Origin of the sequence: Microcoleus sp. C2D2 (genome assembly GCF_036702495.1) — a bacterium.
GTDB lineage: Bacteria > Cyanobacteriota > Cyanobacteriia > Cyanobacteriales > Microcoleaceae > Microcoleus.
In genome coordinates, this window is the sequence record NZ_JAUBTO010000207.1 from 1 (window position 1) to 10,339 (window position 10,339).

Genomic DNA, 10,339 nt, shown 5'->3' on the forward strand with positions numbered 1-10,339 from the left:
GCAGCAGTTTTTATTTTGTGGTGCCTGTGCTGGCTCTTAGATTTTTCGGTTAGTGGCTGGCTCAAAATTTCTGTGCAGAATCTCCAAGCTTTGCTGCTGGCTGGCCTAGCTATGGTGGCGATCGGCGCGGGGGTATTTTTATGCAGTTAAAAATGCTTGTGCTTTCGGGTGCTGCCGTGCTGCTCTGGCTGTTTCCCCTAACCGCGCTTGATAAAAAAGTTGGTTGGCACAAATTTATGCAGGGGCTGTCATTGTGTGGCGCTGTTGCTTGTGCAGTATCGGCCGGCAATATTGCTCGGACGCTGGCAGAAAAGAACGAGATTGAGGAAATCAAAACCAGGGCGATTAAAGCTGATGTGGTTGATGAAATTTCCGTCGCCACCTATGTAAGCCAAACTCAAAGGCAGCAGGAAGCCGAACTTATTTTGACAAGCCCTAGCGTTGATGTGGAAGCTAGCAGACAAGCTTTGGAAGCTATATACAGCAACGACTTACAGGATTCTGTTCTCACTTCCACTTCCGAAGCTGATGCTAGTGATTTGGCTCTGTGGTGGAAGGTAAGCGCGGCGGAACTGGAAGGTAAAAGCCCTACTTGGATTATTGAAAATATCCTCAATATGAAAGGTAGGAAATTTATTGAAGGTAAAGTCCGTCTTGTAGAGTTGCGAAAAAAGTTTGGTGAAAGCTGATATGAAAAATTCTAGAGGTTCGGTTACGGTTAGTTCTGTACGCGGCAACCTTCGATTAAGGTTGCCGCGCAACCTCTGGAGTGACAAAAAACAAGTATATTTGTCGCTGGGATTGGCTGACAATCCGCAAAATCGCAAAGCAGCGGAAATCAAAGCCAGACAAATAGAGCTAGATATTTTATCTGGGTATTTCGATTCAACTTTAAAAAAGTATCAATCTATCACTTTTGAAGAACAAAAAAATAGTATTACCTTTGTTGAAATATATGAGAAATACATTAATACTAAAAAAGATAAATCCGCAACAACTTGGAAGGGGACTTATATCAATACCCTTAATCATTTAAAGGGTTGTCCCTACCAACTCTCTAGCGACGCCATGCAACTCAAAGATTGGATGGTAGCCAATAAAACTTTAGATGCTTGCAGGCGGATTCTAATGCAACTTAATGCAGCTTGCAATTGGGCCGTAGAAAGGGATTTGATAAAAATTAATCCTTTTTTTGGGAAAAGTAAAATCAAAATCAAAAAAACTAAGCCTAAGATTCATCCTTTTTCTGCTGACGAAAGGCAGAAAATTCTTACTGCTTTTGAGGAATCTGACAAATTTAATTATCTGCTTCCACTTATTAAATTCTTCTTCCTGAGTGGCTGTCGCACATCCGAAGCGCTCGGACTCCGGTGGGAAAATATTAAAACTGATTGTAGCTCAATCAGTTTTGAAGAGGTAATGATTTTGGGCAAAGGCGGTGTTCAGCGAAAGCAGGGCACTAAACAATCGCCACAGCGAGATTTCCCCTGCAATCGACAATTGCGAGATTTACTGCTGTCGATTAAACCGAAATCTGCAATCGCTAATTCCTCAGTATTTGTGCGCCCTGACGGCTCGCCAGTAAGTCATCAAGATTTACGCACCAGTTGGTACGGCAAGGGCAACACGCTAGGGATTGTGCGCCAGCTTGCTACTGATGGCGTGATCGATGGATACCGGCCGCAATACAATACACGACATACAATGATTAGCGCCTGCCTTGAAGCTGGAATTAGCCCAGTGCAAATCGCTCAATGGGTTGGAAACTCGGCAGAAATAATCTTTAAAAGCTATGCGGGGATAGTTAACAAAATTTCTGTCCCGGAGTTTTAACGGCGGCGGCTAAAGCAATTCAGAATATGCGATCGCAAATTTTAGTAATTCAGCACTTGCGATCGCGCAGCTGGAATTTGTGGAGGAGTGGGATGCGGTTGCTTAGCAGGCGAAAAGCTGAACCCCTTGCAAACACTGAAAATGAGATTTTGGATTACGAAACTCGATAAATTAGAATTGCTGGCACGTAAGGCTATTTTAGGAAAACAAGGAGCCAGCCCTTTTACAAGCCTGTAGGCATACCGCCAATGTGAGTAAAGATGCGACCCCACCCATCGTTCATGGATTCCCATAAGGCTTTCATGATACTAAAACTGTAACGATCGAATTTTCCACTTTGCCCACCAATTACTTCATAGTAATCAGCAATTCCAGCTCTGACCCCATAAGGGTCGTGCACCCAGAAAAATTCTTTTTTAGTATTGACGCCTACGATCGTAACGATATGCCCGCTTGATTTGTAGTGAAGTCCTACCGCTGGCGGAATATTTAACTCAAGAGATTTAATCAAATCTCTGACTGACAGTGAAGTTGAGAAATAACTCTCTAACCCAACTTCGCGAAGCGCTTTTGTATTAGCATCGTGATCCGTAGTATCGCCATATTTGTCAAGGATTTGACCGTAAGCGCTTTCAGGTTCGCGCAAACCCCATTCTTTGGCTCGTTCCGTAAAAGTTTCAAGCTTTCGGGTTTCGCATAAATACTCTGCTGACATAGCATTAGCCGTTAAACAGCACTGACGGTTGCCACTGCCGTGATATTGCGCGTCGTTGTTAACCTGGTTAAAGTATTTAACTGGCAGTTTGATTTCTAACATAAGTTTTGATTGTTGAGTTTTGCGTCAATCATGACGTTAATTTTGTTTGAATTCTTAGCTTGATTTTGTCTGCTATTTCTGCATAGCTAGCATTGGAGTCGGTCAGTAGATGTGCAGCTTGAGCGTAAGCCATTGTTATTTAATTTCATAATTTCATTAGGAGGAAAGATTTTTGGCACCTATAGCACCCAAAACTCCCCCCCCTAGAAATAAACCAATTTCTTTAAACTCTGGCGGTGCTTTTCTTTCTTGATAACCCATGATAATTATCCCCCAAAGAAAACTGGCTGCCGTAAAGGCAAATAACAGCACGACTAAATCAGTCGTTGTTTGTGGGAGTTTGGGAAATTCGGCTAGTTTCATCATAAAATTTTTAGTTACATTAACTTTTGTAATCTTGTTAATTGAGAGTCTACGCTGTTTTTTTGTTCCTTGAGCATTGAAAGTTGGTGATATTGGGGGTGTTTTGTACCTTGGTTTTCTAGCATATTAATCAGAGCGTGTAACTGATTTAATCGTGCTGTTAACTGTTGTTCTAATTTCTGCTTATCTAGTGTCATTGTTTTTTAACTCTTCCTCGGCTAAAAATTTTTCAATAGCCTCTTTTTTAAAAGGCTCTTCAGCGCTGTGACGGATCATAGACCCAAACCAATTGTACATTTGATTAATTTGCAATTGTTTTTGCTCATCATTATCTTTTAAAGATTGTATGTTGGATTCATTACGAACAACTCTAGTTTCGAGAGTAGAAATTCGGCTTAAAATTGTGCGTCCTAGATTAGCTTTATCTTCATCACTATTTTGGTGTAAACTCTTCTGTTCCTGAGCAATTATGTTTTTATTGATTTTTGTCTGTGATTTTTTTTTCCAATTAACTATTAGTACAAACAAACCTCCTACTGCAATAGCGATAAAAATATTTGTCATATTGTCTTAAATTTGATAGTTTCAAATGTCAAGGTACGCAAGAATCGCTAAAAGCGAAGCAATTGCTCTTAGTATTGCGCCAATTGTTGCTAAATTCATTTATGGCATCCTATTCTCCTATACAAGCTTCAATAACTAAGTAATTAACAAATATTCAATCTTTACCGACCAAAGGATTATATTTGCTAAATTTAACCCTCCTTGACCTCTCCTATCGTAAGTCACGCGTTTAACAGCAGGAACGCGCACGATATTAGATAAATTAGAAAATTCAGGAGGAGGAGGAAAACGAACTAATTCAATTTCTCGTTTGGGATAAATTTTGACAGCACGATCGACTAATGAAAATTGTTCGTTTTGTCGGTAGTGGAATCTAATCAATCCGTAAGATTTAAATTTAGTAGTAGTTTCCCACTCTGTCCAATCAGTTGTGTAAGTCAATCGAAACAGTGCGTTTAATGCTGCCCCATTGTTGGTTAACTTCCACTCGTGATTTGGAGAAATCGTCCCCAAATCAAACCATCCTCCCAAATTATCAACAACAACGCTCATAAAATCCAGGTAGAAAAAAATCTATATTTTCTTCTGCACTTTCAATGAAATCGTCAATAGTTTCAGTACCGTGAGCCCACTCTTTAATATCAAGAAAAGTTTCTTCGTCAATCTCGCCTTTCAAAAAACGGCTAGTGGCTCGATTTGCTGTGTCAAGAATTTTAATCAATTCGACACACTCGGTATCCGAAAAACCTTCAGGAGGTTTCCAAAGGTAAGAGCGAAAACAATCTTCCAATTGAATAATATTGGAATCATTAAGGAACATAGATTTCTTCTTTGAAACTAACGTTAGCTCCGGCAATCACCCCCGCTAAAATTTGAGCTCTCATTCCTTTTTGGTCTCGTTTGCCAGCAAGATCTTTTTTACCGAAAGGCAAGGTATAAGTTTGTCCGTTCCGTTTTTTGTAATTACTTGCTGTAACTCGGCTTTTTGTGCTTGTCGAGCCAGTTCCCGGCAAAAAGATTACAGCTTTTGCTGGTGACAATCCGTCAACAATTTCGTAAGATGCAGTAGGCGGAATTGTATCAGGAATATCATCAAAATTTAACTTAGCTTCTGACAAACCAACTGCTGCCAACGCTCCAAAGGCCCGACCTGAAAGTTTGACTACGGCAAAATTGGTAAAATCAGTTGCACCAAAATAAAACGGTAGTAAAGCTTTTTTTACGCTTCCACCTTTTGCAGGCATTACTGGTGCGGGATAAGTTGCAGCAGCACCGTCGGCTCGCCAATCTTTATAAGCGGTAATTTTATCTCCCGTGCGACCTTTTTTAATGGCGTCATTAAGATCGCTAAATCTTTCTCTTGGCATTTATTTTTAACTCACGTTTGATTTTGACAGTTTAAACTACTAGCTTTGAGGTGTTCAGAAGTTTTCTACAGCAAAGCTGCTTCTAGTTCCCGGAAGTACAGAATTTTCTAATGTAACTGTAATTTCCAACCAGTTTCTAAATCCGGCAACATCCCTTTTCCCGAAAGGAAAAGTATAACTTTCGCCAGGTATTTTGTTGTATTCTACCGTAGTAATTGTTGATTTAGGAGTTGTAGCAACGCCACCCGCTGTAGGCAAAAAACAAATCATTTTCGCAGGCGAATATCTTTTTAATCTCCTAATAACCGTCCCTGGGGGAACAGGAGAAGGAATATCGGATAAACCTAGGTATGTTTCCGTTAAACTAAGCGCTCCAACAGCACCAAAAGCTCTGCCAGAAACTTTAGTGCCTACAAAATCCGTAAATCCTTCTCTAAAAAAAGGCGAAAGAATTTTACGGACAGAAGGTCCTCGCTTGACATTTTTGGCGTCAATTTTAACATCTCCTCGACGCCAAGCTTTATAAGCTGTAAGATCGGTGCCAGTAAGCCCGTCTTTAATTGACTTGCGAATATTAGAAAATCTTTGCTTTACCATTTTGTGACGCTTTTTTGCTCTTAATTTTCAAAATGTTTGCGTTTTCAAGAAAAAAACAATTTTTTGGATTCAGTGATTAAATTACGGTTACGCCCTGTACATCGTTAGAATCCAAAAAGATGATGCACTGCATTTGAGCTCGACCTCGAATGTAATTTCTCCCTTCAGCATTGGTTTCTACGCTGGGACCGAGCTGAAGCAAGTCTACAGTCGCCAAACTCGGCAGGGTGCCACCGGCATTTTCCACGTTCCACTCATCTTGCGCCTTTTTATACGACTGCATCAGCTTCCAGAGCGTTTCGGCCGGCGGAAGCGTAGTTGCGGGCAGCGAAGCGTTCGTGATCATCGTTGTCAGCGTGGTGTCACTTAATTTTTCCATCCACTGAGCGTAAGTAATTTCTGCCACGGTTTAACTACCTTTGGTGAGCTGTATTATTTCTCAAAAGTAGCCAACAAAAGCAAGGTATACTGCCTCCACGAAGGGTGTCACCCTTCGTGGCTTAAAAAGTTAAATCGGAAAACGCCGTATTTCGACCGGACAGATCAATTAGGTAAATAGGCCTGCGAACAGACCCAAGACTGAGCCAAGCTGACTCAAACCTAATTTGCGTTATCGGTCTTTTTCTGGCCTTTTTTATTTCTTTTCCTAGAATTATTTCTTCGCCCGGATTAGTCGGATAGGCGTTGAGCCAGTCTTGGTTTTCGTTATAAAAATATTTTTTCTTAGCAAACGGCGCATCTTGAATACTTAAGAAATTTTTTATTAATTCTTCACCGTCGGATTTAGAGCGTACTAAAAGTTGCAGTTGGTAGCCGCGCTCCCAATCTGTGTAACTTGCCATATCTTTCCCGCGCTTCCAAATTTTTCCGCCTTGTGATCCGAATACATTTTGAATTTTGGTCGCATATCGATTTAAATCCGCTCTAGTCAGCGAGGTCTCCGTCTGATCCATTAATCTCATCGAAATTTCACTGCGAATAGGATTGTATCCCGGTTCTACGTCGCTTTCGTCTTCAGTGAAATATACATACAACTGTGGTCTCCCTTGCCGCTTCACCTCTCCACCACCTATAAAACTTGCAGGTGTTTCCTCGGTGCTTTTGCCCACATATTCTATTTGAATAATGTGTTCGATTACCTGCTCGCTCGTGCCACTCAAAACGATAGAGCGGTTTTCAATACTGCGATCGCGCCAGTATTCACCTGTAATCACTCCGTTTTCGATAAACCATCGCCGCCATCGGGGGCGCTTGCTCGCATCGTCGCGCCAAATTTTGTCTCCCGTCAATTGATAGTTGCCGAGCGCTCGATTTTCAAGAGCACTAGGAAATCCAGTTTCCCACGCCTCAAACCACTGCTCAAAATTTACGGACGAACGATTTCCCAATAGCTCGTAAGTAGCAACAGTTTGTTCAACTTGCTTTTTAATTTCTTCTAAGCTACCTGTAAAATTAATTTTGGTCATCGTCTTCGTCTGGTTCGTTAATAAGTAGCGTTACTTGCTGTTGGCGCTGCGCTTGATAGTCGGCATATTTTCGAGCAGCAATGTCATCATCGATCGTGCGAGTAACAACATATATTGCTTCGCTTAAAGTATCTTTAAAGCTGTCAAGAGCGTCTTCTGCCCAATCTTGCCACTTCTCGGGTATATTTTTTTTAATAAAATCTTGTTGGCGGCTAATAAAACTATCTACTGGCAGCGATGTGTCGGTAATGCTTCCGCCAAAGAATCCTGCTTTTCTAGCAGAAAGAATTGTAGCCAAAATTCCATTTTGAGTGGCAATATTTTTAGCCTGCATCAAAAATGATTGCAATTCTCCTCGAAGTTCTTCTCCACCCTCTTCGGCAAGCGCAGCAGCAATTTTTCCCGAAAGCACCGGCACGGAGATGCCTGAAATTGCAGCTCCGCGCAACTTGTTATTTCCGGTAGCTTTTCCTAAAGCTCCTAGCGTGGCGCCGATCGCTAAATTAGCAAAGCCAATTAAGCCCCACGCCGCTAACTGCCCAATCGCGTCGCCCGAATTTAGCAGCAATTGCTCGTTGTTGGATTCAATCTTTTTCTTGATTTCTTCGTCAGTTTGGTTCCAGTCGAACGATTCTAATTGTAAGTAACTATTGATTAACGTGCTAGCAATTTGAGTAATGCTGGCGGTTAGAGTATTTAATACCTGTTGAAAAAGAAACCCAGCAAACTGTTGTAGCCTAGAAACAATTCCTCCTAAAATACCGGTTCCGCCATTGCCGGTAGTTACACCGGGATTGCTACCGTCGCTGCTAGCAGTAATATCGATTGTCCTGGTTCCACCCAAGCTCTGGGTGTTTAAAATGCGCGTCCGGCGCGATCGCAGTTCCGTAAGTTCTCCAAGAACGATGGGTGTTTGGTTCATTTAAATCAAAGGTGCGGTTGCTACCGCCGTGCTTACTGTGAATTGAGCAGATACAGAATGGCGAGCTGTCACGGTTCCGGTGCTGGTAGGAGTAGACCAAGTTGGAGCGCCGAAAGCGTTTAACTTGCTTCCCGTCGGCAGCGTCGCGTTTTTGGACGTTTGCGCGCGATTAGCTGCATCTAAAAGCTTGTACGCAAATTCGACAACTCCCAGTTGCGTAAGCGCATTTAAGTTTGTCGTTTCTCCGCTAACCAGCGACACACTTACACAAATCCCTTTGGTTGCGTCTACAAAAATAGAATTTGGAGCTAAAGTGGCCAGTAGTTCAGCCCAGGTTAAATCATTCATTCACTTTTAGGTCTTTTTATTACAAAATTGTTACCGGGGACATCTGCGTTCCCAGCAGGCGTATCCACTTTGATTTTAATTTTAAAATCAGGATTTTGGGTGTTAATTGAAGATTGCAACTTGTCTAATTCTTTTTCAGCTTCTTTTTTTGCTTCTGCTGCATCATATTTGCGTTGGTTGCGGGCGTAATCGCCAACAAGTTCTTTTGAGGCATCCATTGCCACTGCAGCTTTAGCAATCTCCGAATTTCGGAGTATGCGATCGCATACAGCCTGGAAATCAAACGGATCCACGTCTGTAAGAAAAGCCACAGACTGTTTTGATGGAGTAAGAAATTTCTTTAAATTAAAATTCGGACTATCCGAGTCCATTGGAGTAATGACTGAATCCACAAAAATTGAGCCGTAGCCAGTCCGGACGCCAAAGAATTTAATTAAGCATTCTACGTTTTTCTGAGCAATTACGGCAGCAGTTTGGCTTTTCGTGGCAGCTACTGCTGCGTGACTTGCAACCGATACGGCAGCATCTGCGTCAGCCGCAGTTTGAATCACGAGGCCAGTAAGTTCGGCAAAAGCTTCGCTCATATTTTCAAATTTTAGTGGCTGACGCTTGGCACCATCGACAATTGCAATGTCTATTGGCCATTCGCCCTGCACAGCATCTTGCTGCTTGATATGCCACTCAAACCATTCGGCAAAATTCTCTAACGGCTGTGCGGGTACTGCATCGCCGATCGAATCATCATTAATAAGAGACTGTGGCATCATCACGGGGTAGCGCCCGTATCCAGCTCTCATGTAATTGGCAGCCACCAACGCTGCGATCGCCTCAACCAAATTTTGAGGAACTACAGGTATTAAACTAGGACCCGGCGCGGCAAACATTTTTGCCCCCAGTTCCCGAATGAGTTTTTCGGGAGCAAACGGGGTAAGCCCTAGGGCTTTTTTTACAGCTTTTTCAATATCGGCAGGCGTAACGCAAGCACAACTCACTTCTTCGCAATCCTCCTTATTATTTTTACGATCGGGCGGACTAAATCCCCGTGGCGGTGGAATATTACCGGTCGGGGGTGCTTTAGGTGCTGTTATTGGGATACTTGCGCGTATTCCAATAATATTTTGATACCCAATATGTTTTTGCCAAACTGTATCTTCTAAATATTGGGCAAATGGGGGTGAAAAAGCACTGTCCGTGTCTACCCCATTGGCATAAGAGCTAGACCCCCATCCTCCCCAACCATAATTTATAACAGCTATATTTCCATCAAGAAAAGATGAACGCACTTGACTATCACCCAGACCTTCAGCAACTAAGCCTGTATTCAGTACATTGCCATAAGCATCGATTTTTTGTGGTTGAGGTTTCCAGTGACCGCCCATTACTTCTGCTATTACGGTACTCATTGAACCTGTCCATAAACCTATTGCATGAGCACCCCAATAAGTATAAGTAACGCCACCTAGCTGTTTAATTAACTCATTATAATTTTTAGCAGCTTTTTTTTGTGAACGGGTTGGCTCTTGTGATTTTATATTTTCTTTTTTGCTAGGGCATTTCAAGCCTGAGCCATACCATTCCATAGCACTAGCAAACGAACCGTCAGGACACTCAATGTACGGCACTGACAACGTTTCGAGCAGCCCATATCCGGTATAAGCCCGGACTCCTGCATCCACAACTGCACCCAATCCGAGGGCACTACCCAAACCGGCACCAAACTTACCAAGCGCGCCTCCAATCCCATTTCCAATTCCACTGCAAATACTCATATTTTTATCATATCGAACAAGCTTGACTAACCGTTTGAACAGTTTTCTGAGCACCATAAGCACCCATATTAATACCCTGAGACGGCACAAAGGTACTCAAGGATTCAGCTACCGAAGTAACTGTTTTTATTCCAGCAGCGGTACTATTTGCGACTTTTGCAGCTTGTGGCAATTGCGTTGCTGTGCGCCCAATAGCACCTAATATTGCGCTATTGATTTGTAAGGATTCAGGTCTTTGATTGAGGAACAAGAGAAGGCATGAAAAAGCCACAAGAATGGGCAGATATAGCATC

The 10,339-nt window shown here is 42.4% G+C and carries 16 protein-coding genes; 2 read left to right on the forward strand and 14 right to left on the reverse strand.

The genetic code is table 11. The features are described 5' to 3' along the window. Positions 1-140 precede the first annotated feature (140 nt). Complete coding sequence (locus QUB61_RS35070) at positions 141-689, forward strand: hypothetical protein (RefSeq protein WP_333135553.1); 549 nt, start codon at positions 141-143, stop codon at positions 687-689. 1 nt (position 690) lies between these two features. After that, a complete protein-coding gene (locus tag QUB61_RS35075) occupies positions 691-1,833 on the forward strand; it encodes a tyrosine-type recombinase/integrase (RefSeq protein WP_333135551.1) in 1,143 nt (380 codons plus the stop codon). A 223-nt stretch (positions 1,834-2,056) separates the two neighbouring features. Here the strand turns inward: QUB61_RS35075 and QUB61_RS35080 are convergent, their stop codons facing one another. From QUB61_RS35080 to QUB61_RS35145, 14 genes are all read right to left on the reverse strand, one after another. Next, the gene (locus QUB61_RS35080; RefSeq protein ID WP_333135549.1) at positions 2,057-2,650 is read right to left on the reverse strand and encodes a C39 family peptidase; all 594 of its coding nucleotides are present in this window, start codon (positions 2,648-2,650) and stop codon (positions 2,057-2,059) included. Positions 2,651-2,806: 156 nt separating this feature from the next. Next, positions 2,807-3,016 (reverse strand): hypothetical protein, encoded by a 210-nt coding sequence (locus QUB61_RS35085; protein ID WP_333135548.1) that lies wholly within the window; start codon positions 3,014-3,016, stop codon positions 2,807-2,809. Positions 3,017-3,027: 11 nt separating this feature from the next. Then, complete coding sequence (locus QUB61_RS35090; RefSeq protein ID WP_333135546.1) at positions 3,028-3,210, reverse strand: hypothetical protein; 183 nt, start codon at positions 3,208-3,210, stop codon at positions 3,028-3,030. Further along, positions 3,197-3,577 carry a hypothetical protein gene (locus QUB61_RS35095; protein WP_333135544.1) on the reverse strand — a complete coding sequence of 127 codons (381 nt, stop codon included), beginning with the start codon at positions 3,575-3,577 and terminating at the stop codon, positions 3,197-3,199. Before QUB61_RS35095 ends, QUB61_RS35090 begins: the two co-directional genes overlap by 14 nt. Before the next feature lie 135 nt (positions 3,578-3,712). Beyond that, positions 3,713-4,129, reverse strand: coding sequence for a hypothetical protein (locus QUB61_RS35100; RefSeq protein ID WP_333135542.1), 417 nt, complete (start codon positions 4,127-4,129; stop codon positions 3,713-3,715). After that, on the reverse strand, positions 4,113-4,397 hold the full coding sequence (locus QUB61_RS35105) for a hypothetical protein (RefSeq protein ID WP_333135540.1): 285 nt from the start codon (positions 4,395-4,397) through the stop codon (positions 4,113-4,115). The genes QUB61_RS35100 and QUB61_RS35105 overlap by 17 nt, the downstream gene beginning before the upstream one ends. Next, on the reverse strand, positions 4,387-4,944 hold the full coding sequence (locus tag QUB61_RS35110; RefSeq protein WP_333135538.1) for a hypothetical protein: 558 nt from the start codon (positions 4,942-4,944) through the stop codon (positions 4,387-4,389). Before QUB61_RS35110 ends, QUB61_RS35105 begins: the two co-directional genes overlap by 11 nt. Before the next feature lie 54 nt (positions 4,945-4,998). Then, entirely contained in the window at positions 4,999-5,541 is a 543-nt protein-coding gene (locus tag QUB61_RS35115; RefSeq protein WP_333135536.1) for a hypothetical protein, read from the reverse strand. 76 nt (positions 5,542-5,617) lie between these two features. Then, positions 5,618-5,947: a hypothetical protein gene (locus QUB61_RS35120; protein WP_333135534.1), complete on the reverse strand. Its 330-nt coding sequence runs from the start codon at positions 5,945-5,947 to the stop codon at positions 5,618-5,620. A gap of 94 nt (positions 5,948-6,041) precedes the next feature. Beyond that, entirely contained in the window at positions 6,042-7,007 is a 966-nt protein-coding gene (locus tag QUB61_RS35125) for a hypothetical protein (RefSeq protein WP_333135532.1), read from the reverse strand. Further along, positions 6,994-7,929, reverse strand: a complete 936-nt coding sequence (locus QUB61_RS35130; RefSeq protein WP_333135530.1) for a hypothetical protein — start codon at positions 7,927-7,929, stop codon at positions 6,994-6,996. The genes QUB61_RS35125 and QUB61_RS35130 overlap by 14 nt, the downstream gene beginning before the upstream one ends. Beyond that, complete coding sequence (locus QUB61_RS35135; RefSeq protein WP_333135528.1) at positions 7,930-8,277, reverse strand: hypothetical protein; 348 nt, start codon at positions 8,275-8,277, stop codon at positions 7,930-7,932. Continuing rightward, on the reverse strand, positions 8,274-10,046 hold the full coding sequence (locus QUB61_RS35140; protein ID WP_333135526.1) for a hypothetical protein: 1,773 nt from the start codon (positions 10,044-10,046) through the stop codon (positions 8,274-8,276). The genes QUB61_RS35135 and QUB61_RS35140 overlap by 4 nt, the downstream gene beginning before the upstream one ends. A 7-nt stretch (positions 10,047-10,053) precedes the next feature. Next, positions 10,054-10,339, reverse strand: a 286-nt coding sequence (locus tag QUB61_RS35145) for a hypothetical protein (RefSeq protein ID WP_333135524.1), incomplete at its 5' end; no start/stop codon positions are given.

Bases quoted from the DNA above. Each gene is read 5' to 3' on its own strand.
- QUB61_RS35075 (WP_333135551.1), top strand. From the start codon at position 691: ATGAAAAATTCTAGAGGTTCGGTTACGGTTAGTTCTGTACGCGGCAAC.
- QUB61_RS35135 (WP_333135528.1), bottom strand. From the start codon at position 8,277: ATGAATGATTTAACCTGGGCTGAACTACTGGCCACTTTAGCTCCAAAT.
- QUB61_RS35095 (WP_333135544.1), bottom strand. From the start codon at position 3,577: ATGACAAATATTTTTATCGCTATTGCAGTAGGAGGTTTGTTTGTACTA.
- QUB61_RS35140 (WP_333135526.1), bottom strand. From the start codon at position 10,046: ATGAGTATTTGCAGTGGAATTGGAAATGGGATTGGAGGCGCGCTTGGT.
- QUB61_RS35090 (WP_333135546.1), bottom strand. From the start codon at position 3,210: ATGACACTAGATAAGCAGAAATTAGAACAACAGTTAACAGCACGATTA.
- QUB61_RS35115 (WP_333135536.1), bottom strand. From the start codon at position 5,541: ATGGTAAAGCAAAGATTTTCTAATATTCGCAAGTCAATTAAAGACGGG.
- QUB61_RS35100 (WP_333135542.1), bottom strand. From the start codon at position 4,129: ATGAGCGTTGTTGTTGATAATTTGGGAGGATGGTTTGATTTGGGGACG.
- QUB61_RS35085 (WP_333135548.1), bottom strand. From the start codon at position 3,016: ATGATGAAACTAGCCGAATTTCCCAAACTCCCACAAACAACGACTGAT.
- QUB61_RS35105 (WP_333135540.1), bottom strand. From the start codon at position 4,397: ATGTTCCTTAATGATTCCAATATTATTCAATTGGAAGATTGTTTTCGC.
- QUB61_RS35070 (WP_333135553.1), top strand. From the start codon at position 141: ATGCAGTTAAAAATGCTTGTGCTTTCGGGTGCTGCCGTGCTGCTCTGG.
- QUB61_RS35130 (WP_333135530.1), bottom strand. From the start codon at position 7,929: ATGAACCAAACACCCATCGTTCTTGGAGAACTTACGGAACTGCGATCG.
- QUB61_RS35125 (WP_333135532.1), bottom strand. From the start codon at position 7,007: ATGACCAAAATTAATTTTACAGGTAGCTTAGAAGAAATTAAAAAGCAA.
- QUB61_RS35080 (WP_333135549.1), bottom strand. From the start codon at position 2,650: ATGTTAGAAATCAAACTGCCAGTTAAATACTTTAACCAGGTTAACAAC.
- QUB61_RS35110 (WP_333135538.1), bottom strand. From the start codon at position 4,944: ATGCCAAGAGAAAGATTTAGCGATCTTAATGACGCCATTAAAAAAGGT.